At 66.6% G+C, this 21,549-nt stretch carries 18 protein-coding genes; 5 read left to right on the forward strand and 13 right to left on the reverse strand.

The features are described 5' to 3' along the window. Positions 1 to 303 precede the first annotated feature (303 nt). The 4 genes from KCI33_RS15320 to dctP all read right to left on the reverse strand — a co-directional run bounded on the left by KCI33_RS15320 (position 304) and on the right by dctP (position 4,681). Complete coding sequence (locus KCI33_RS15320; RefSeq protein WP_212525680.1) at positions 304 to 1,686, reverse strand: MmgE/PrpD family protein; 1,383 nt, start codon at positions 1,684 to 1,686, stop codon at positions 304 to 306. Positions 1,687 to 1,712: 26 nt separating this feature from the next. Continuing rightward, the gene (locus KCI33_RS15325) at positions 1,713 to 3,023 is read right to left on the reverse strand and encodes a TRAP transporter large permease (RefSeq protein WP_212525681.1); all 1,311 of its coding nucleotides are present in this window, start codon (positions 3,021 to 3,023) and stop codon (positions 1,713 to 1,715) included. A gap of 66 nt (positions 3,024 to 3,089) precedes the next feature. Continuing rightward, entirely contained in the window at positions 3,090 to 3,599 is a 510-nt protein-coding gene (locus KCI33_RS15330) for a TRAP transporter small permease (protein WP_212525682.1), read from the reverse strand. Positions 3,600 to 3,664: 65 nt separating this feature from the next. Further along, positions 3,665 to 4,681, reverse strand: a complete 1,017-nt coding sequence (gene dctP / locus KCI33_RS15335) for a TRAP transporter substrate-binding protein DctP (RefSeq protein ID WP_212525683.1) — start codon at positions 4,679 to 4,681, stop codon at positions 3,665 to 3,667. 175 nt (positions 4,682 to 4,856) lie between these two features. On the opposite strand from dctP, the gene KCI33_RS15340 reads away from it, so the two are divergent. After that, positions 4,857 to 6,215 carry a nitroreductase family protein gene (locus tag KCI33_RS15340; protein ID WP_212525684.1) on the forward strand — a complete coding sequence of 453 codons (1,359 nt, stop codon included), beginning with the start codon at positions 4,857 to 4,859 and terminating at the stop codon, positions 6,213 to 6,215. 11 nt (positions 6,216 to 6,226) lie between these two features. On the opposite strand, the gene KCI33_RS15345 is transcribed toward KCI33_RS15340, so the two are convergent. Genes KCI33_RS15345 through KCI33_RS15375 form a run of 7 tightly spaced genes read right to left on the reverse strand, consistent with a single transcriptional unit; the run spans position 6,227 to position 13,889 of the window. Continuing rightward, on the reverse strand, positions 6,227 to 7,120 hold the full coding sequence (locus tag KCI33_RS15345) for a polysaccharide deacetylase family protein (protein ID WP_212525685.1): 894 nt from the start codon (positions 7,118 to 7,120) through the stop codon (positions 6,227 to 6,229). A 1-nt stretch (position 7,121) separates the two neighbouring features. Then, the gene (locus tag KCI33_RS15350; RefSeq protein WP_212525686.1) at positions 7,122 to 8,132 is read right to left on the reverse strand and encodes an asparaginase; all 1,011 of its coding nucleotides are present in this window, start codon (positions 8,130 to 8,132) and stop codon (positions 7,122 to 7,124) included. Then, a complete protein-coding gene (locus tag KCI33_RS15355) occupies positions 8,133 to 9,524 on the reverse strand; it encodes an amidohydrolase family protein (protein WP_212525687.1) in 1,392 nt (463 codons plus the stop codon). It lies immediately after the preceding gene. Beyond that, the gene (locus KCI33_RS15360; protein ID WP_212525688.1) at positions 9,521 to 10,906 is read right to left on the reverse strand and encodes an MmgE/PrpD family protein; all 1,386 of its coding nucleotides are present in this window, start codon (positions 10,904 to 10,906) and stop codon (positions 9,521 to 9,523) included. Before KCI33_RS15360 ends, KCI33_RS15355 begins: the two co-directional genes overlap by 4 nt. Beyond that, positions 10,903 to 12,276 (reverse strand): FAD-dependent oxidoreductase, encoded by a 1,374-nt coding sequence (locus KCI33_RS15365; RefSeq protein WP_212525689.1) that lies wholly within the window; start codon positions 12,274 to 12,276, stop codon positions 10,903 to 10,905. Before KCI33_RS15365 ends, KCI33_RS15360 begins: the two co-directional genes overlap by 4 nt. Positions 12,277 to 12,331: 55 nt before the next feature. Next, positions 12,332 to 13,033, reverse strand: a complete 702-nt coding sequence (locus KCI33_RS15370; RefSeq protein ID WP_212525690.1) for an isochorismatase family protein — start codon at positions 13,031 to 13,033, stop codon at positions 12,332 to 12,334. Continuing rightward, positions 13,023 to 13,889: an oxaloacetate decarboxylase gene (locus KCI33_RS15375; RefSeq protein WP_212525691.1), complete on the reverse strand. Its 867-nt coding sequence runs from the start codon at positions 13,887 to 13,889 to the stop codon at positions 13,023 to 13,025. The genes KCI33_RS15370 and KCI33_RS15375 overlap by 11 nt, the downstream gene beginning before the upstream one ends. A 210-nt stretch (positions 13,890 to 14,099) precedes the next feature. On the opposite strand from KCI33_RS15375, the gene KCI33_RS15380 reads away from it, so the two are divergent. Beyond that, positions 14,100 to 14,798 carry a GntR family transcriptional regulator gene (locus KCI33_RS15380; RefSeq protein WP_212525692.1) on the forward strand — a complete coding sequence of 233 codons (699 nt, stop codon included), beginning with the start codon at positions 14,100 to 14,102 and terminating at the stop codon, positions 14,796 to 14,798. A gap of 349 nt (positions 14,799 to 15,147) precedes the next feature. On the opposite strand, the gene KCI33_RS15385 is transcribed toward KCI33_RS15380, so the two are convergent. Further along, positions 15,148 to 15,915: an SDR family oxidoreductase gene (locus tag KCI33_RS15385; RefSeq protein WP_212525693.1), complete on the reverse strand. Its 768-nt coding sequence runs from the start codon at positions 15,913 to 15,915 to the stop codon at positions 15,148 to 15,150. Beyond that, the gene (locus tag KCI33_RS15390) at positions 15,912 to 16,652 is read right to left on the reverse strand and encodes a GntR family transcriptional regulator (protein WP_212525694.1); all 741 of its coding nucleotides are present in this window, start codon (positions 16,650 to 16,652) and stop codon (positions 15,912 to 15,914) included. The genes KCI33_RS15385 and KCI33_RS15390 overlap by 4 nt, the downstream gene beginning before the upstream one ends. Before the next feature lie 170 nt (positions 16,653 to 16,822). Between KCI33_RS15390 and KCI33_RS15395 the strand changes: the two genes are divergently transcribed. The 3 genes from KCI33_RS15395 (at position 16,823) to KCI33_RS15405 (ending at position 21,538) form a co-directional block, all read left to right on the forward strand. Then, a complete protein-coding gene (locus tag KCI33_RS15395; protein ID WP_212525695.1) occupies positions 16,823 to 18,067 on the forward strand; it encodes an ABC transporter substrate-binding protein in 1,245 nt (414 codons plus the stop codon). Positions 18,068 to 18,146: 79 nt separating this feature from the next. Continuing rightward, positions 18,147 to 19,022, forward strand: a complete 876-nt coding sequence (locus KCI33_RS15400; RefSeq protein ID WP_212525696.1) for a branched-chain amino acid ABC transporter permease — start codon at positions 18,147 to 18,149, stop codon at positions 19,020 to 19,022. A gap of 5 nt (positions 19,023 to 19,027) precedes the next feature. After that, a complete protein-coding gene (locus tag KCI33_RS15405) occupies positions 19,028 to 21,538 on the forward strand; it encodes a branched-chain amino acid ABC transporter ATP-binding protein/permease (protein ID WP_212525697.1) in 2,511 nt (836 codons plus the stop codon). The last annotated feature ends 11 nt before the right edge of the window (positions 21,539 to 21,549 follow it).

The following is a 21,549-nucleotide window of genomic DNA, read 5'->3' on the forward strand; positions in this document are numbered from 1 at the left end:
AATCTGCGCCTCGGTGAAACGGCTCTTTCGCATTCGTCTGCTCCTTCAGGGTTGAGCAGACTCTACATCATGGTGCGGGACTTCGTGGGGGGCAGGTCACCCGCTAACCGCAATCGACCTGCGCACCCGGCAAACGGAAAGCGCCGCGCGGAGGTCGGCTGCTCCACCTAGGCGTGGGGGCGCGTCAACCCCGTCGGCTCTGGTGCCGGCTGGATGGCAATCCCCTGGCCGGTCACTACGGACAGGAGGGTGGTTGAACTCCCAGCCCTCCTCGGACCTTTTGAAATGCGCCGCTGTTCTGCTTCAGCTGGTGCTGAATGCCTTCACGAGGGTCGCCCAATCCATCGAGGGCATTTCCGCATCTTCCTCCTGAAGTGGCGCAAGGATATCGGCCGCCTTGGGATAGGCGCCGTCCAGGTTGCCGCGGGCCTTCTCCACGATTTCTTCGGCGGAAAAGGGGCGATCCTCGCCGCCGCGCGCGCTCAGGCACTCGCCACGCAGGCTGCGTCCGTCCTCAAGCGTGATCGTCACACGCGCGGGGCGGTCGTTGGGTGCTGGCAACTCGGGCAGGTAGGGGGCGATGCTGACCGTCTCCCGAAGGCGCGACATGCCGCTGTCGGTCAGGGTGCCGGCGTGAAACGCCGCAGCACCCGCATGTCCGTAGGCCACCGTCGCCGCCGCGATATGCTGGGTCGAGAATTTCGCGGCCAGCGTGGTGGCGGGGGCCGGATTGTCCAGTTTACGGCCCTTTTCATGGGTTTCCACGCGAATCGAGCGGACCGCGCCGGCCGGGAGGGGGCCGGTTTCCCGGATCGCTTCGAGTGCCGCCTCGACTGTGGAGTGGCCGTATTGGCAACAGGCGTGCATCTTGTGGTAGCCCTTCGTGACGGCCCATTCCGTGCCGAGGCGGCCGGTCAGCGCCTCCGGCACACACTCCGCATTCAGGATGCCTGCCAGAACCTCGAACAGGCTGGAGGGCGTGCCGGTAATCCCGATCTGCGCCCAATCCGCCGCGCGGATGCCGTTCTGCGCGCAAATCCCCGGCCAGACATTGCGGATCAGGGCCCCCTCGACCGCATGGCCGAAGGGGCCGGGCAGAACCATCGTCGCGGCCGAGCCTATGGCGGCCGCGGCCCGTTCCGCGTCGAGCCCGCGCAGGCGGGCGATCGCGGCGGCGGCGCCGATGGTGGCAAGTCCGCCGTGCGGGTGAAGTCTGAGCGCGGGGAAGGCGAAGGCGTTGGCGACCCTCGCAACCGTTTCGTAGCCGACAAGCAGCGCCAGGAGCATCTCGTCGAGTCTCTTTCCGCTCGCCTCGGCCTCGGCCAGGATCGCCGGGATGCAGTAGAGCGCGGCGTGGCAGACCACCGGGCGATAGCCGCCATCGAGTTCGCACCAGTCCGCCGCCGTGCCATTCCCGAGCGCGGCCGAATACCGATCGACCCGCCGCGCGCCGCCGTCGAATACCGTGGCTTCGCCGGGCCCGGCGTGCAGCTCGATCTGGCGGCGCAGCGCGATCAACTCGGGTTCGTCGCGCGCTGCGACCATCGCGGCAAAATCGTCCAGGAAGATCAGGGCGGCGCGGCGCCGGATATCGGCGGGCACCTCCTGCCAGCGCAGGCGGGTGCTCCAGTCCGTCAACTGCGCGACGGATCGGGCGAGGGCGTGCTGTTTCGCGCTTTCGGTCATCGCGCTCTCCTCTCTGGCGGCGGGCATCATTGGGCCATCGACGGCAGGAAGGTAACGATCTCGGGGAAGAGGATCAGCAGGATCAGGATCAGCCCCTCCATCAGGATGAAGGGCGCCACGCCGCTGAAAACGTCGCCCAGTTGCAGCGGCACCGGCGAGGCGCTTCGCACCACATAGACGTTCAGCCCGACCGGCGGCGTGATCAGCGAGATTTCGGCCATCTTAACGGCGATCACCCCCAGCCACACCGGATCGTAACCGACCTCGGTCATCACCGGGAACATCACCGGGAGCGTCATGATCATGATCGCGATCGGCTCGATGAACATTCCCAGGACGAGGAACAGCAGCGCGAAGGCCAGAAGGTAGGCGAAGGGCGGCAGGCCGAAGGCCAGGACGGTTTCCGAAACGGTGGACACCAGGCCGGTATAGGTAAGAAAGCGCGCGAACAGCATCCCGCCGATGATGACGGTGAAGATCGTCGCGCTGGTCACCACCGCGTCGCGGAAGGTTTCGGCCATTACCGGCCCCTTGGCGCGGCGTTTCAGCACCACGATCACGAAGGCGCCGAAGGCGCCGACCGCCCCGGCATAGGTCGGCACGAAGAAGCCGCCATAGATGCCTCCGATCACCAGCGTGAACAGAACGACGATGCCCCAGACGTTCTTGAGCGATCCGATCTTTTCCGACATGGGGATCGGATCGCGCGGCACCGGGGCGATTTCGGGTTTGCGGCGCACCATGACGTAGATGCCGATCAGGAAGACCAGCGCGGTCAGGATGCCGGGCACCAGCCCGGCCATCAGCAGGAGACCCACGGATTGCTCGGTGATGATGGCGTAGATGACCATCAGCACGCTGGGCGGGATCATGGCCGCCAGCGTGCCCGAGGCCGCGATCGCGCCCGCGCTGAGACGTTTGCTGTAGCCGAGCTTGGTCATCTCGGGCATCGCCATGCGGGTGAAGACGGCGGCGTTGACGATGGTCGACCCCGAGGCCGCCCCGAAGGCCGCCGAGGCGATGGTGGTGGTCATCGCCAGCCCGCCGGGCAGGCGCGACACCCAGTTGTAGGCGGCGGTGTAGAGTTCCGAGGTCAACCCGGCCTGCGTGGCGAGCGATCCCATCAGGATGAACAGCGGGATCACCGCCAGCGTGAAGGAATTCGTCGTGCTGAAGGGGACCGTGGCAAGCTGGGCCAGCGCGGCATCCGGGCCGATGGAAAGATACATGCCCAGAAGACCCCCCAGGCCCAGCGACACGCCGATATGCGCGCCGGCGACGAGAAGGAAAGCCACAAGGGCTATGACGATGAGAAATGCCGTGACCGGGTCGAGCACTGGTTGTGACCTTTTCGCTGTGAAGTTGCGGGATCGCGGATGGGCGCATGCGGGCGCGAGGCGCGATCAACCGAGTTCGAAATCCTTGTCGACGCCGAAGTTCACGATATCCCGGACCAGGTCGAAGACGAGCTGCACCACGAGCAGAGAGGCCCCCAGCACCAGCGCGAACCGCGCCGGGTAGAGCGGGAAACGCACGAGACCCGACGTTGCCTCCGAGATCGTGTAGCTGAACAACGCCTCGTTGAAGCCCTGCCAGACCATCAGGCAAAAGAAGGTGACGCCGCTCAGTGAGGCGATGATGTCCATGACCGAGCGCATCTTGGGGCCTGCCTTCAGGTAGGCCAGTTCGACGCGGAGGTGACGCTGCCGGATCTGCGCGTAGGCCAGACCGCCAAAGACGATAAGGACCATCGTGCTCTCGGTCACTTCCAGCGCGCCGGGCAGCGGATTGTCGAAAAGCGAACCGACGACATCCCCCATGCCGAGGAACATCGAGATCAACAGGCCGAGGCCGCCGAGAAGAACGGTGAGAAACGCCAGGCGTTCTATGAAACGTTGGGTCGTTGCGAGCATGTCAGCCCCTCATGAAGGTCGCAGGCGCAATCTCCACCTGCGACCATGCATTTTCAATGGGCGTGTCAGTCAGCCGTCAGCTCACGCCATTTCGCGGCGGTGGCGACGGCTTCCTCGCCGCGGCCGCGGCCTTTCAGCTCTTCGACCCATTTCGCCAGCAGATCCGGCGCGGCGGCTTGCCAGGTCGCCAGTTGCTCGGCGGAGTAGGTCGTGACGTTGGCGCCTGCGGCCTTCACGCGTTCCGCTGCGGCGGCTTCGCTTTCATCCACCCATTCAACATAGCGCTGCTGCGCCTTCGCGGCCTCGTCGCTGATGATGTCCTGAATGTCTTGGGGCAGGCGCTGCCACGCGCGCTCGCCGATCACGACCATGTGGCCGGCCATGGACAGCGCCGGGCCACACATGTTCGGGCCGGGTTCATACAGGCGGTAGGCCTCGATGTTGCCCATGTTGACAAAGGCGTAGTCGAGGGTGCCGCGCTCAAGCGCTTCGTACTGGTCGCCGGCGGGCACGGACTGCGGCACCGCGCCAACCGCATCCATCATCAGCGGGATGTCCGAGCCGAAGGTCCGCACCTTCTTGCCCTTGATCCCCTCGAGCGTCGCGCAACTGTCGTCGGCCCCGGCCATGTAGTAGGAGCCGAGCGGCTGGTGGAACAGACGGCGGACCCGGAGGGTCTTGAGCTCTTCCTGGAAGGCCGGGATCTCCGCGTAGGAGTATTCCGCGACCTTGATCGCCTCTCTCGGGGAGTCGAAGACGAACGGGATCTGAAGCGCCTTGGCGAAAAGCAGCTGGTCCGCGTAATAGCCCGGTACCACCGCCGCCATGTCGATGGCGCCCCGGCCCGCCAGGGTCAGCAGTTCGCCGCCCGACCCCAGGCCGCCGGAATAGACGACGTTGAATTCGACGCGGCCCTCAGAGCGCTCTTCGACGGCGTCGATGAATTCCTGCTCGACCTGCAAGAAGGGGCCGTTCGACAGATAGTGCCCCCAGTTCAGCCGAAACTCCTGCGCCTGCGCGCCCGCCGCGGCGAGGGACGCAGCGGCGACGGCGCCCAAGAAAACCAACCTGTTGAGTGTCATTTGTTCCGATCCTTGTTTCAGTATGCGGCCCCGTCCTGCTGTGCTTGCGGAGCTTTCGATGCAGTTCAAAGCTGCCTCGGAGAGACTGGCTTTGTGACCTGCAACCTGTCAACAGTTTACATTTCGAGTCCTGCCTGTCAATAAATCGAAAGCGGCAATCGGAAAGGGAAAGCCTGTGGTTTACGAGGTGCATGGAGAGCAGAAGGAAAAGTCGCTTCAGGCGGCCGAGATGCTCAAGGAATTGGCATCGCGCCATTCCTGCCGGGTCTTCGACGGGAGCGCGATCGCGGTCGAGACCCTTCGGCAGATCGTCATCGACGGCACACAGGCGCCGTCGTCGTGCAACCAGCAGCAATGGCATTTCGTGATCGTCACCGATCGCGAAAAACTGCGTCACGCCCGGGACATCGCGGGGGGAAATCCGCATTTCTCCGAATGCAGCGCCTTGATTTACCTGTGTTTCCAGAAGGGGTGGGCGCATCGCAACCACTCGGTGGTCCAGTCGGTGGCCGCCGCCGCCTATCACATGATCCTCAGCGCGCATCTGCGCGGCTTCGCGTCGATCTGGAATGCCGGCATCGGCGATCACGCGGCGCTGCGCGAGATGCTGGGCGTGCCGGAGATCTTCGAAATCCAGGGCGCCATCGCCATCGGCCGCGCCGCGCCGGGCGCGCCCGCCATCAAGGCGCCGCGCCGCGCCGCCGATGTCATCATGTCTTTCGACCGGTTCGAGCGCCCCGCCGCCACGATCTACCCCGTCAAACCCGCGCCCTCCTACCCGATGGAGCGAATCAGCAACGACGACAATCCCTTCGCGCAGTGGGATCCGCGGGCGTGGTCGTGGGAACAGCTTGCCGATTTTCGCGGCTACTCGGTGTGGGCCAAGTCGCCGACCGCGGGCGTCTTCGCATCCCGGCGCAACGCCGACGCCTTCGCGCGCGAGTTGTCGATGCTGCCTTGCTTGGCCACCGGCGCCCATGTGGCCGAGTTCATGGCTTGGGGCGGCACCTCGACGGTGGAATTGCGGCGTCGCCTGGCGCCCGGCGCACGGCTGAGCGTCGTCGAGCTTTCGGTCAACAACCTGGATTTCATCCGCGAACGCCTGAAGCAGGAGGGCTGCGCGCAGCCGCAGACCGATTTCCTGCTGAGCCAGGATGGCAGGCTGCCCTTCGCGGACGGTGCGCTTGACGCGGTCTATTTTCCGCAATCGCTGGAACAGGTGCCGGACCTCGGCGGCATCCTGAAAGAGGCGCGGCGCGTGCTGAAGCCGGGCGGCGCCCTGCTGGCCAGCAGCCGGAACATGACGTCCCGATACGGGCTTGAATGGCGGCAGAGCGAAAGCCGGGGACAGGTGCCGCTTCAGGGGCCGTTCACTCCGCTTCCCGCGCGCGCCCTGCGCGAGGCGATCGCGGCGCATTTCCGGATCGAGGCCGAACGCGGGATCGGCATCGCGGCCGGCTATGACGCCGAAACGACCGAGGGCTGGGGGCGCTACCGGCGTCGCCTCTACGCCGTTCGCGCCACCGCCGATTGAGCGCGCCGCGCTCAGGCGCCCGGGATCACCCCGTCGGGAAGCGACGCGCAATAGTCATGGACGCCGCCGACGGTCGTGATCCACAGATCGTCGCGGTGGGCGAGGACATGCTGCAGCGCCCGGCGCAGCGCGCGGAGCCGGTAGGGGTGACCGATGACGAAGGGGTGCAGGACCACGGTGAAGACCAGCGGATATTTCGCCGACTGGTGCAGCATCTCGTCGAACTGGTCCACGATCATGCGTTCGAAGGACATCATGCTTTCCTGACGGAAGACCAGCGACGGAGAGTCGTTGAGCTCGACCGAATAGGGCACCGACATGATGCGTCCGGCCCGCGTCCGCATCCAGAAGGGCTGGTCGTCGGCCGGCCAGTCCAGCATGAACTTGTATCCGGCTTCCTCCAGCAGATCGAGCGTGACCTCGCTTTGCGCGAAATAGGGGCCCATCCAGCCCTTCGGCTGATAGCCCAGCGTCTCGATGAACTCGGCGGTCGCCTCGGCGATGAGCTGCCGTTCGCTGGCCTCGTCCAGCACGTCCTGACGCTCCCCGTTGGTGCGGCCGTGGCCAACCACCTCGTCCCCGCGCTGCCGGATCCGCTCAAGGAGCTGGGGATAGGCCCTCAGCAGGCCGGAGTTCGAATTGTGCGACGCCGGAAGGCCCAGCTCGTCCAGCAGGTCGAAGAGATACCATTGGCCGACCCGGTTGCCGTAGTCGCGCCAGGCGAAGTTGCGGTGGGTCTGCGGCGCGTTCAGCACCGCGCTGTCGCTGCCGAGCCCTTCCCGGTAGCCGAAAATCTCAAGGTTGTTGCAGACGCAGAGCGCCAGGCGCTTGCCGCCGGGCCAAGTGTAGTCCGTGCGCTCGGGCAGGGGGATGTAGTCGTAACGATCGTGGTGACGGAGTTCCATGTCAGTAATCCTCGAAATAGCGTTGGAGCGTCTCGGGGTCGGAGGTTTTCGTCAGGCCGAGCATCAGTAGGACGCGCGCCTTCTGCGGGGTCAGATCGTCGCCCGCGATCCAGCCGTCCCGGCGCAGCACCTGCCGCCGCGCCACCCGGCCGGCGCCGACCCGGCTGCACTGGACGATGGCCACGCCTTGCCGCGCGGCGACGTTCAGCGCCTCGCGTTCGCGCGGCGCCGTCATGCCCGGTGCGAAGCCCGCCGAAACCAGTCCGCGGGCGCCGGCCGCGAGGCTGGCGCGGACGAAGGTTCCATCGACCCCCGCGCAGGCATAGAGCACATCGACGCGCGGCAGTGCCGTGTCGGCGGACACCGCAAACAGACCGCGCGGCCGGCGCCGCTCGGATCGGCGCATGAACACCACGCGGTCGGCATCGACCACGCCCAGAGGGCCGTAGACACCGGAGGCAAAGGCATGCACCCGGTAGGTGGAGCCTTTGGTCACGTCGCGCGCGGCATGGATCTCGTCGTTCAGGACCACCAGCACGCCGCGCCCCCGGCTTTGTGCGGCCGCCGCCACGCGGACCGCCGCCGCGGCATTGGCGATGGCGTCGCTGCCTACGGTGTGAAGGGGGCGCTGTGCGCCGACCACAACCACCGGTCTGTCGGTGTCGAGGGTCAGGTCGAGGAAATAGGCCGTCTCCTCCAGCGTCGCGGTGCCGTGGAGCACCACCACCCCGGCAAGTTCCGGATCCTCGGCGAGGGCCTGGGTGATGGTGGCGGTCAGTTCGCACCAGTCCTGCGGCGCCATCTTGCTGGAGCCGATCTCGCGGAATGGCAGCGGTTCGAGGCGGGCGAGAACGCCCAGCTGGGGCATGTGGGCGATCACTTCCTCAGCGGAGAGCTTGGTGCCGCTTTCGGGATAGTCGAGGTAGTCGAACGGACCGGACGAGAGGGTCGAGATCGTGCCGCCGCAGCCGATCACCGCGATCCGGGGCAGCAGGGATGCATCGGAGGTCATTCACTTCACCAGCTTGCGGGGGACATAGCGGCCGTGGCCCTGCGTGCCCTCGACGAGCGCGCCATCCCTCACGACGGCCGCGCCGCGCAGGAAGGTGTGCTCGATCCGGCCGCGCAGCGTCCATCCCTCGTAGATGGAGTAACCGGCCGAGGAGACGACATCTTCGCGCGTCAGCGTGCGTTCGGCGTGCAGGTCCACGACCACGAGGTCGGCGTCCAGTCCAGGCGCGATGCTCCCCTTGCAATGCGACAGGCCCATCAGGCGCGCCGGGTTCTCCGACAGCAGCGCGGCGATGCGCTCCAGCGGCAGTCCGCGGGCGTGATGCCCTTCGCTCAGCATGACCGGCAGCAGCGTTTCCATGCCCGGGCATCCCGGCGAAGCCTTCCAGATGCCGCCCTCCTTGGAGGAGATGTCGCGGTGCACATGGTCGGTCGCCACCGTGTCGATATCCCCGTCGAAGATCGCCTGCCAAAGGCGCTCTCGGTCCGCGGCGCCGCGCAGCGGAGGATTGATCTTGCCGACCGCGCCGCCGCTCCAGCCGGTGTCGTGGGTCAGATAATGCGGGCAGGTCTCCAGATAGACCGTGTCGCCCGCCTTGCGCCGGACCAGCGCGGCCTCCAGCGCGTCGGCGGAGGAGGTGTGCACCACATAGAGCGGCGCGCCCGCCTTGTTCACCAGATAGGCCGCGCGCTGCACCGCGTCGGCCTCGACGAAGCCGGGGCGCGTCGCGTCCCATGCGGCCAGCCCGCCCTTGCCCTCGGGATCGCTCTGCATCGCGCGTTCGCGCAGCACCCAGGCGACCTCGATGGTCTCGGGATGCGGGTTGACCATGCCGCCGTGCCGCGCGGCGACTTCGGCCAGCCGGAAAAGGTATCCGTCGTCGATGTCGGGCAGCCCGAGCCGCTCGCCCTCGCCGCCGCGGTTGTTCATGAAGATCTTCAGCGTCGGCGCGCCGTATTCGTTGATATAGGTCGGCACCCCGGCAAGCTGATCCTCGGTCGAGATGATGAAATGATAGCCGAAGTCGATGCGCGCGCCGGCCTCGGTGATCTCGACGACCTCCCTGAAGATGTCCTCATAGGGGCCCGAGTTCATCAGATAGGGGATCATGCAGGTCACGCCGCCGATCGCGGCGGATGCGGTTTCCCGGTCCGCGTCCCCGGGCACGCGGGGACGCGAGATGTCCTTGCCGTGGCCCAGATGCAGATGGGCGTCGATCACGCCGGGCATCACGATCTTGCCGGTGGCGTCCAGCGTTTCGGTGGCCGCCACCGCTGTGCCCGCGGCCAGGATCGCGGCGATCTTGCCGTCCTTTACCGCGATGTCGCAGCGTGTCCGGCCGGTTCCGGGCATGATCGCCTCGGCGCCGGTGATGACGAGGTCATAGGTCATTTCTCTTGCTCCCTTGCCGATGCGGACCGCAGCAGGCGCGTCACGGGCCCGAGGTCGGACAGCTGCGCGATGCCGCGCAGTGCCTTGCCCAGACGCGCGGCATCTTCCGCTGCCGCCTGCCGCGATATGTTGGTAGTGAACTTGTTGGCGATTGCCGCGTCCGAGGCCGGCCGCGAGGCATTGCCGTAGACATCCTCGATCCGCCTCTCCCGCATCTCGCCCGATGTCAGGCGAAGGCGCAGCGCGGCGTCGAATTTCGCCGGGAAGGCGCTGTCGGCCAGCGGCTCCCAGCGCGACCGGGTGGCCAGGCGGTGCACGTCGGGGGCGGGGGCGCGGTCGAAACTGTCCAGGCCCACCTGCCCATCGACAAGCTGCATCGCGACGACCACCGGCAGGCTCCAGCGCGCCTGGTGTCCCGTGGCGCGGCATTTCTCGTCCCAGGGCTCGCAAATGATCGCGGCTGCCCCCGCGGGAACGCCAAAGCTTATCTCTTCGATGTCTGCGGGCGCGATGCCCTGCTCGGCGAGATTTTCGGCGGCTTCCACGAAAGGGTGGATATAGTGGCAGCAGGGCAGGAACTTGTAGGCGGCCGCTGGCAGATGCCATGTCCGGCCCAGATCGCCGAGATGCCCGCCGAACCGTTCCGCGGCCCCGCGATCGCCGGCGAAGACCGCGAAGAGGCCGAACACGTCCTCGAAGGGCCTGTCGGGGCCGCTGATCCCGGCCGCGGCGAGGTCGGCGGCCTTGATGCCCGAATGCGCGGCCCATCCCGGATGCATCGACTTGACCGTGGCGCCGTTCGACAGAAAGGCGAAGACGCCCGAGGCCTGGCTCAGCGCGATGCCCACCGCGGCTGCCCTGTCGCCGCGGCTGAGCCCGCGCAACTGCGCCGCGATGCCCGCCGCGCAGAGCGCGCCGCCGACCGACGTGACCTGGAAGCCGCGGTTCTGGAACCCTCCGGCCGCGGAGAGGCCCAGCCGGATCAGCACCTCGTACCAGATCGCGTAGGCGCGCAGCATCTCGCGCCCACTGCTGCCCTCGGCTTCGGCGACCGCAAGCGCGGTCGAGGCCAGCACGGAGCTGCCGTGCACGATGGATGCGGTGTGCGTGTCGTCATACTCCAGGCTGTGCATCAGCCCGCCGTTGACCAGCGCCGCCTCGGCAGGGCGCGCGCCGCCGCTCATGCCGAGGATCGTGGCGGGTCCGTCCGGGATCAACGCCGTCTCGCCATAGGCCCTCCAGGGCGCGCCGACCTTCGTGCTGGCCGCCGCGATCGCCACTCCCGTGATGTCGAGGATATGGTTTGCGGCACAAGCCTCCACCTCGGGGGGCAGCGCGCCGATGGCGTCGATACGGTCAAGGAGGTCGGTGAGCAATGTCATGTGGCGGCGGCCCCGAGGTCGTCGGCCGCCGCCAGCGCCGCGAGCCGTCCGAGCGCGATGGCCGTCAGCAGGCCGTTGCCGGACGCATAGCCCGTCGCGCCCGCGCGTCCGCTGATCCCGGCCGCCGCGCCGCCGCCGGCGAAGAGGCCGGGAACGGCGGTGCCGTCCTCTTTCAGCACGCGGGCATCGGCGGTGACATGCAGCCCGCCCTGGGTGTGGAACAGGGCAGGGACCACGCGGCAGGAGTAGAAGGGCCCTTGCAGCGGGGCGAGGCCGAAATCCTGCCGCCCGAACGCATCCGGCCCGCCCGCGCGGGCCGCGTCGTTATAGGCATCGACAGCGGCCTGGGCCGCTTCGTCGTTCAGCCCCTGGGCCGCCGCGGCCTCGGCCACGCTGGCGCCGGTCTTCAGGCCGCCATGTGCGTGCAGTTCGGCGAATTCCTCTTCCTGCATCGCGATGTCGAAGATGCGCTGGTCGAAGATCGCATAGGCATGTTGCCCCTGCGCCAGAACGTGTTTCGCAAAGCCTGAGTAACCGAGGCTTTCGTCGCCGAACCGTTCGCCGTTTTCCCCCAGCAGCACGCCGCCCTTTTCGATCGTGGTCCAGGACAGGATGCTGCCATGCGGATCGGCGACCGCGGCATAGCCCTGATAGGCGGCCATGTTGTCCAGCCGCGCCCCGAGCATCTCGCCCCACTCGACGGCCTCCCCGTCGGAGCCTTGCGCGCCGAAATACTGCGCCCCGGCGATCTCGGGGCAGAACCGCGCCACGAGGCTGCGATTGGCGCCGAATCCGTTGAGCGCCAGCAGCGTGGCCGCGGCGCGGATCTCCACGTCCTGGCCGTCGCCGGTATCCACGACCGCGCCTTTCACCGCGCCGTCCTCGACGATGAGATGTTTCACCCGGTTGCCGACCGCGAGCGGAATGCCCCGCTCCTCCGCCGCGCGCAGCAGGTCGTCGACCAGATCCGCGCCGCGGCGCGATTTCGGCGCGTGCAGGCGGGGCACCGAATGGCCGATGTGTTTGTAAGCGGTGACAAGCTCGATGCGGGCCTGCACCGCATCGACCAGCCATTCCACCGTCTCGGCCGATACCTCGGTCATGCGGCGGACCAGGGCGGGATCGTCGGTTTCGCCCGCGATCCGCATCAGGTCGCGGTAGTAGGTCGCGGCATCGTCGTCGATCCCGGCCTCCTTCTGGAACCGCGTGCCCGCCGCCGGGACGGAGCCCGTGCTCAGCGCCGAGTTGCCGCCGGGCCTCTCGGTCTTTTCGACGATCGCGGTGCTCAGCCCCGCATCCGCCGCCGCGATCGCCGCGCTCAGCCCGCAAGCCCCCGCCCCGATCACCAGAAAATCGACATCATTGGCCATTTGGATCACCTGTTTCCGTGTAAGGGTAGGCCGGGCGCCACGCCGGGCGGCCGGTTCAGTCCAGATTTTCGAGGGTGCGGATCACGTCGTCGGTCGGCATGACATCGGCATATTTCGACGCCATGTCGAAAAGGTTGACCGCGTGCGAGGTCCGCGACCTGTCATAGACGGCATCTTCCGGCACGGTGATGTGGAAGTTGTAGGCGAAGCCATCGACGACCGAGCCGCGGACGCAGCCGCTTGTCGTGCACCCCGTCACCACGAGGGAATCGACGCCGAGGTCGATCAGGTAGCTGGTCAGCGGCGTGCCGAAAAAGGCGCTGGGATGCTTCTTTGGCAGAAGAATGTCGTTCTCGGCCGGGGCGACGTCGGGCACGAATTCATAACCCTTCGCGGCAACGCCCATCAGCGCGGGCACCTTTTCGGCCAGCCGGCCGACGTCGAAGCTCTCCTTCGGAGCGACATAGGGATAAAGGATCGGCCAGCCCTTCTCCCGGAACAGCTTCACCAGGCGGGCGATCCTGGCCACGGCGTCCCAGCCCACCTGGCCGCAGGAGGTCGGGAATTCCTTAACCGCCTCGAAGAACGGCTTCGGCGTGGTGCCGACGGTGCGGTACTGCACGTCGATGATGAGCAGGGCAGGGCGCTTGCCCATGCCGGTGGGCGCTCCGAAGCCCGCGGCGGCATAGGCGCGCTTCTCCTCGTCGCTGATGATGCCGTCCCACGGACGGGCGCCGGATTTGGTGTCATTCGTCATTGTATCTCTCCTCAAGCGCGTCCCATTTGGCTTTTGCCACCGTCATTTGCCGCTCCTGGAACGAGGCCAGCCTGTCGGCGACCGGCGCCAGCGTGCCCTCGGTCTTCAGCGCCTCGAGCACTTCGCGCGACGCCTTCAGCGCCGCCTGAAGCGCGGCGTTGGCATAGAGCACCAGGGCAAATCCGTTCTCGGTCAACACGGCGCGTCCGGGGTCGGGCGTCTTGCCGCCGAAGACGATGTTGGCCACCTGCGGCACCGGCAGTTCGCGCCCGATGCGGGCCAGTTCGTCGAAATCCTGCGGCGCTTCCACGAAGGTCATGTCGGCGCCGGCCTCGATATAGGCATGGGCCCGGGCGATGGCGGCGTCCAGCCCCTCGACCGCGCGCGCGTCGGTCCGCGCGATGATCATGAGATCCTGGTCGCGCCGCGTGTCCACGGCCGCCTTGACCTTCTGGACCATTTCCTGCTGCGGGATCACCGCCTTGCCGCTGAAATGGCCGCATTTCTTCGGGAAGACCTGATCCTCGATCTGGATCGCCGCGGCGCCGGCGCGTTCAAGCAGGCGCACGGTGCGGACCATGTTGACGGCATTTCCGAAGCCGGTATCGGCATCCACGATGATCGGCAGTTCCACGGCATCGGACATTGCCGCGACGGCCTGTGCCACTTCCGTCACGGTGGTCAGCCCGACATCCGGGGCGCCCAGGCTCATGTTCGCGATACCCGCCCCGGTCGCGTAGACCGCCTGAAAACCCAGGTCCTCGATCACCCGGGCGAACATGCCATTGGCTGCGCCCGGAACCGTGATGGCCTGCCGTTGCTCCACTAACGTCTTGAGCTTTGTCGTGTTTTTCATGCCGAGCTTCTATCTCCAAGGCCGCTGGGTGGCCAAATCTGAGGTGTCATTTTGGCAAAATAGGTAGCGCGCCACTTGCAAAACTGTCAACAGTTGACGAAATAAATGCAAGAACCTACCTTCTCGACAGATGCTCGGTGCAGCAGGTAAAGTGCTGAGACGGATGCGTTTTGCCTTTTGCGGCAGAGTGAGACGTGAAGGAAAACTCTTGTGGCCGACGCTTGCGCGCTTTCGGCTCAGCCCACTTCGAGGTCAGATATGGAACAGATAAAAAGCACCTCGCTGGCATCCGAGGCATTCGACAGGGTGGTCGAGGCGATCACGTCCGGCGAATTCGAGCCGGGGCAGAAGATATCGGAGGCGCATCTTGCCCGCCAACTCGGCATCAGCCGCGGGCCGATCCGCGAGGCGCTTCATCGGCTCGAGGGGCGTCTGGTGTCGCGCGTGCCCAGAATCGGGGTGCGGGTCATCCAGTTCGGCGAAGAGGAACTCAGGCAGCTCTTCTATCTCCGCGAGGCGATGGAGGGCATGGCGGCGCGGCTCGCCGCGGAAAATGCGTCCGACAAATGGCTGCGCAGCCTGGAGGCGATGCTGCAGCGGCATTCCTCGGAGATCGAGGGCGCCGGCAAGCGCGTCTATCGTCAGCGCACATCCGACGAGGATTTTCACTTCTCGATCGCCCAGGCGTCGAAGTGCGAAAATATCGAGCGTCTGTTGCTGAACGAGGTGTATTATCAACTGCGCATCCACCGTCTGCGCTCATCGCGGCAGCCGGGCCGCGCCGACAAGGCGCTGAAAGAGCATTTCGAGATCGTCGAGCAACTCAAGCAGCGCAATCCCGACGGGGCAGAAGAGGCGATGCGCGCCCATATCCGGGCCGCGCGTGAAAGCAGCCTCGCGATGCTTTGATCCGACACGGCCAGGGTTCCCCTGGCTGAAGGGCGTCGCACGGCCGGGCAGCGACGCGCGTCCCATGCGGGACAGTTATCCACCCGTGCGGGCGCCCAGGAGGCCGAAGCGAAACAACCGACCGCACCGGGGGTCTGTGTTCCAGAAGGCGCCAGTTGCCTCCCTGCTGGGGGAGGGGCACAGGCGCAAACTTGGGCCCCGGTTTTCGGTGTGGTCGGTTCCGGGCGCGTCCTTTGCCCTTCTGAGGCGGCGCCGCCGGGCCACGGGGAAAGTCGCCCGCAGAGCCCGCCGGCGCAACAAGGTCCTTGTGTCGTCCGGCCGCCGGGGTGCCGGCGGCGGACACGGAGCGTCACGCCAGCATCTGCCCGTCGCCGCAGATCGACACCGCTTGCCCCGAAATCGTCCGCCCGCGCGGGCTGGTGAGGAACAGGATCTGGTCGGCGATCTGTTCAGGCTGCACATATTCCTTGAGCGAGGTATAGGAAAAGGCCTCGGCCTCCACCTGCTCGAAGCTGATGCCCCGGCGCTGCGCCTTGGCTTCCAGCACGCGCCTCTGGCGGTCGCCCGCCACGATGCCTGGCAGGATGGCGTTGCAACGGATTCCGTCCTTGCCAAGCTCGATGGAAAGCGACTTGGTAAAGCCGATGACGCCCCATTTGGCCGCCGCGTAGGGCGTGCGCAGCGCAAATCCCAGCCGCCCGGCGAGCGACGACAGGTTGATGATCGAGGGGTTCTTGCTCTGCCGCAGGACGGGCACCGCGTAGCGGACGCAGTGGAATTGCGCGGTCAGGCAGATGTCCAGGCATTTGTGCCAGTCTTCCGGGTCGATTTCTTCCACCGGACTGGTCGGTCCCGCGATCCCGGCGTTGTTCACGAGAACGTCGAGCCCGCCGAGATGCCCCAGAGCAGCCGCCATGAAATCCGCGATTTGCGCCGCATCCCCCATGTCGGCGCGTTGCCGGAATACCTCTCGGGGCAATGTGTCCAGTGCCGCCGTGTCGATATCGCAGGTGGCGACCTGCGCGCCCTCGGCCAGATAGGCATCGACGATGGCCCGCCCGATGCCCTGCGCGCCGGCCGTCACGATGACCCGCGCCCCCTCAAGTTCCAGTTTCACGGAATGATCCTCCTCCTGCTGTGTTCCGTATCCAGTCCCGCCTGCGCACGGATGAGGTTCGAGGCCAGGCGGATGTCCTCAGATATCGCATGCGCCGCCGCCGCCCCGTCCCGTGCCCGCAGCGCCTCGCAGAGCATGCGGTGATGTTCGCGCGAGTGGTGGCTTCGCGAGCGCGTCATCTCCTCCTCCAAGGGCACGCCCGCCTCCACCCCGATGTCGAAGTTGATGATCGGCCCGGCCTTGAGCCAGAGCATGGTGATCACCTCCATCAACGCCTCGGACCCCGCCGCGCGATAGAGCGCAAAATGCAGATCCTTGTTCGCCGCCACCGCCGCGGCGCTGCCATAGGCGCTGTCCAGGACCTCTTCGAAGCGTTCCGCCAGCGCGATAACCCCCGCGATCTCGGTCTTGCTGCCTCGCTCGGCGGCCAGACGCGCCGCCTGCCCCTCGTTCAGCATCCGCACCATGGTCAGGTCGGCGAATTCCGCCGCCGTCATCAGCGGCACCATGACCGCCCGTTTCGGCGAGACCTCGAGCGCGCCGCTCGCGGCGAGGCGATTCACCGCTTCGCGCACGGGCATCATCGAAACCTCAAGCCGCTCTGCCAGATCCCGCAGCGACAGCCGGTCGCGCGGCCTCAGCGCGCCCGACAGAAGCATTTCGCTCAGCGTGTCATGCACCTGATCTGAAAGCGTTTGCCGACGGGCCGGGCGTAGCTGGTCGAGCGGCTGGGGCATGAACTCGTTGTCTCCTGTTGACTCGGCGCCGGCACTTCTGCAACTGTGATCTCAGATCACACCAGATCGAACGCGACTGCAACCGTTGATTTCCCGCCAGAGGAAGCAAGCTAGTCGAAAGATCCCTCACCCGGCGTGATCTTCAGCAACTGGTCTCAGGGAGGAGAACCATGACAATCACCAACACGACCCGCAGGCGATTCCTGCGGAACGGCGCGGCCGGCCTGGCGCTTGGCGTGGCGGCCCCGGCCTATCTGCGGGCGCAAAACGCACCGCTGAAAATCGGCCACCTGACGCCCACCACCGGCTTTCTCGGGCCGCTCGGCGAATATGCGCAGATGGGCATCAAGCTGGCGGTGGAGCAACTGAACGCCAACGGTGGCGCCGGCGGCCGTCAGATCGAGCTTGTCATGGAGGACAGCGTCAACCCGCAGACGGCCTCGACCAAGGCCGAACGGATGTTCGAGCGCGATCAGGTCGACATGATCATCGGCGAGATCTCCTCTGCCTCATGCCTGACGATCAGCCAGGTGGCGGCGCGCTACAACAAGTGCTTCGTCAACACCGGGGGCAACTCGGACAGCCTGCGCGGGCAGGACTGCAACCGCTACATGTTCCATGTCGAAACGCAAAACTCGATGTATGTGAACGCCGAGGGCGAATTCTTCCGCAGCGGAGGCATGGTCGACGGCAAGAAGTGGTATACGTTGACGGCGGACTACGCCTTTGGTCACGACCTGCTCGCGGCCGCCAAGGCTTTCCTCGACACCAATGGCGGCGAGCTCGTGGGCGAGGATCTGGTGCCGACCGACGCCACGGACTTCTCGTCCTACCTGCTCAAGATCCGCCAGGCCCAGCCTGACGTGGTGGCGCTGAACCTTGCGGGGACGCAGATCACCAACTTCTTCAAGCAATACGGAGAGTTCGGCCTCGACTTCACGCTTGGCGGCTTCGGCTTCGACACGGTGTCGGCCTGGGCGGCGGGGGCGCAGAACTTCCGCGGCACCTGGCCCAACGTCTGGAACCATCTGGTGCCGAACGACGCCTCGCAGGCCTTCGTCAGGGCCTTCACCGACGCCTATGGCAAGCCGCCGGAAAACCAGGCCTGGGGCGACTACAACGCCGGTCTCATCATGGCCAAGGCCGTGGCCGAGGCGGGCGACGCCTCCGGCGACGCGCTGGTCGCCTATCTGGAGAGCCCGGAGGCGCAGTTCGACCTGATGAAGAACCGCAAGGGCTATTTCCGCCCCTCGGATCACCAGCTCATCCAGGAGATCTTCGCCATCACCGCGCTGCCCGCAGGCGAGGTGAAGAACCAGTGGGATATCTTCACCACATCCGACCCTCTGCCCGGCTCCGACGAGCCGCTGGAGCGGCTGGCGCACAGCGTCACGGGCGGGACCTGCTCGTTGTGAACATCCCCGGGGCAGCGGGCCATGGCGCCCTCTGCCCCGACCATTCCAAAGACAAGACACGGGGAGGCTTTGCGCCGCCATGCTGGGGCTTTTCATCGCGCAGGTCCTGAACGGGCTTCTGGACGGCACCTATTACCTGCTCATCGCGCTTGGGCTGTCGCTGATCTTTTCGCTGGGCGGGATCATCAACCTCGCGCATGGGGCGTTCTTTGCCATCGGCGCCTATCTGGCACTCTTGATCACGCCCTACGTCGGTTATTTCGGTGCGCTGGTCGCGGTGCCGCTGATCGTGGCGGGGCTGGGCATGGTCACGGAACGGACGCTCTTCACCCGCTTCTACCGGATAGACCCGCTTTATTCCCTGCTTCTGACATTCGGGATTGCCATGGTGATCGAGCAGGGGCTGCGATGGGTCTTCGGCGCGTCGCCTCAGAGCTACAACATTCCCGACATCCTGCGGGGCCAGGTGTTTCTGGGCGACTTCATCTATTCGCGCTACCGCATCTTCCTGATTGCCGTGGCCGCGGTTGCCGTGGCCGGGCTCTGGCTGCTGCTGAACCGCACCTCCTTTGGCCGCATCGTGCGCGCCGGGGTGCAGAGCCCCGAAATCGTCGGTGCCCTGGGCATCTCGCTGCGCCCCTATCTCTCCATCGTCGCGGGCATCGGCATCGGGCTTGCCGGGCTTGCGGGGGTGCTGCTCTCGCCGATCTACACCATCCACCCCGCCATGGGGGCCGAGATCATCACGCTCGCCTTCGTCGTGGTGGTGATCGGGGGGCTGGGCTCCTTCTGGGGGGTCATCATTGCCGCTGTCCTCGTGGGGCTCACCAAGGGTGTGCTTGTCGCCATCGGCCTGTCGTCCTGGTCCACCGCTGCCATCTTCCTGCTGATGTTCGTCGTCCTGCTGCTGCGCCCCCGGGGCCTTCTGGGCGAACGCATCCTCCGCTTCGAGTGAGTCCAATGATCCGTATCCATCCGCTTCTTGTCGCGGGCGCCGCGCTGATCGCGCTGCCCTTCCTGATCCTCGCGGCAGGCCTCACCTATACCTCTGCGACCGAAGTCGTGGTCTATGGCCTCGCCTGCATGGGGCTCAACATCCTCGCCGGGCGCACCGGGCTCGTGAGTTTCGGGCACGGCGCCTGGTTCGGCCTTGGCGCCTATATCGCGGGGCTGACCTCGCTCGCCATGGGGGGCGCGTTCCTCGTGCCGCTGCTGCTGGCGGTCGCTGCCACGGCGGTTCTTGCCGCGATCTTCGGCGCGCTGATCCTGCGCCGCCGCGGCGTCTATTTCTCGCTGATGACGCTGGCGCTGTCGGCGCTCGGCTTCACCGTCGCTTTCCGCTGGACGGAGGTGACGGGCGGCGAGAACGGGTTGGGAGGCATCGAGCGGCCGTCCTTCCTGGGTCTCGATTTCGAGATGTCCCAGCCCTATTACTGGCTGGTCGCGGCCATCGCCTTTGCCGTGCTGGTCCTGCTCTGGCGGTTCAACAATTCGCCGCTCGGCACCGTGCTGCTTGCGATCCGCGAGAACGAGCAGCGCGCGCGGTTCCTGGGCTACAAGGTCGATCGCTACAAGCTTGCCGCCTTCGTGCTCTCGGCCACGATCACGGCGTTGGCGGGCGTCCTGCTGCTCTACAAGAACCGCATGACCTCGGCCGAGCCCATGTCGGTCGTCTTCTCCGGCGAGTTGCTGGCCATGGTCGTCATTGGCGGCATGCGCAGCTTCCTCGGCCCCGCCCTCGGGGCGCTTTTCTACATCCTCTTCCGGGAATACCTGTCGATCTATTCCGAGAACTGGCTGTTCTGGTTCGGCCTGGTCTTCGTGATCTTCGTGCTCTACGCGCGCGACGGGCTGATCGGCCTGCCCGGCCAGATCAGGCGGCATTTCCACCCGCCCGCCGAGACCGGCGCCGCCATGGCGGACCGCAAGGCCGGGGTGCATCCTCTGCCCGGCTTCCTGAAACCGACCGACCATGTGGACGGGCCGCTGCTGGTGGCCAAGGGCATCTCCAAGCACTTCGGCGGGCTCAAGGCGGTGGAGGATGTCAGCATCTCGGTCCGCGACCGAACGCTGCATGCGCTGATCGGGCCCAATGGCGCGGGCAAGACCACGGCCTTCAACCTGCTCTCCGGTCTCTACAAGCCCGACGCGGGCGAGGTGACGCTGGGCGGCCAGCCGCTTTCGGGCCGCACGCCCGAGGAGATATCCGAGGCCGGGATCGGGCGGAGCTTCCAGATCACCAACCTCTTCCCCTCGCTCACGGTGCAGGAGAACATCCGGCTGGCCGTTCAGGCAGGCGCCCCCCAGCGCATGAACCCGCTCATCCGGGCCCGGAGGCTGGAGGAGGTCAACGCCCGCACCGCCGAGATCATGGATTACGCGGGCCTCGCCGGGATGGAAGAGGCCGAGGCCGCCTCGCTCTCCTATGGTGGGCAGCGGCTGCTGGACCTAGGGCTGGCGCTTGGAAACCACCCGCGAATCCTTCTCGCCGACGAGCCGCTGGCGGGCCTGTCGGTCGCCGAGCGCGAACGCATCGGGCGCCTGCTCAAGGCGCTGTCGGCCGATATCCCCGTGCTGCTGGTGGAACATGACATCGACCGGGTCTTCGAACTCGCCGACCAGGTGACCGTGATGAACGAGGGTGAGGTGCTGCTTGACGGCGCGGTGGAGCAGGCGCGCTCGGACGGGCGGGTGCAGGAGGTCTATATCGGCTCCGGCACCTCTGTCGTGGCCGCGCGGCCGCGGGTGAGCGCGGTGCAGGACAAGGTGCTGCTGTCGCTCGACAAGGTGAACGTGAGCTACGGCAAGAGCCATATCCTCAACGACGTGAGCTTCGATCTGCGGCAGGGCGAGATCCTCGCGCTGCTCGGCCGCAACGGCGCGGGCAAATCGACGCTGCTCAAATCCCTCATCGGCATCGCGCCGGTGGGCAGCGGCGAAATCCGGCTCGACGGCGAGATCATTTCCGGCCTGCCCTCTGCCGCGATGGCCCGCGCCGGGATATCCTATGTGCCGCAGGGGCGCAGACTGTTTGCGGGCATGTCGGTGCAGGAGAACCTGGAACTCGGCCGCATCCAGCGCCAGACCGGCCACGGGGTGCACTGGACGGAAGACCGCATCTTCTCCTACTTCCCGCGCCTCAAGGAGCGTCTCGACACACCCGCCGACTACCTTTCGGGCGGCGAGCAGCAGATGGCCGCCGTGGCGCGCGCGCTGTCGGGCGACACCCGGGTGTTGCTGCTCGACGAACCCTTCGAGGGGTTGTCGCCGGCGGTGGTCGAGCAACTCTTCGAGACCTTCGACCAGCTGCGGAAGGAAGTCTCGATCATCATCGTAGACCACAATCTCGACCTCGCGCTGACGCTTTCGGACCGGACCGTGGCGCTGGAGCGGGGCAGCATCATCCACGAGGGGGCCTCCGCGGCGCTGGCCACCGACATCGACCTGCGCCGCAAGGTGCTCTGGCTCTGAGAAAGGACCAT

Source organism: Actibacterium sp. MT2.3-13A (assembly GCF_018139985.1).
GTDB lineage: Bacteria > Pseudomonadota > Alphaproteobacteria > Rhodobacterales > Rhodobacteraceae > JAGSOU01.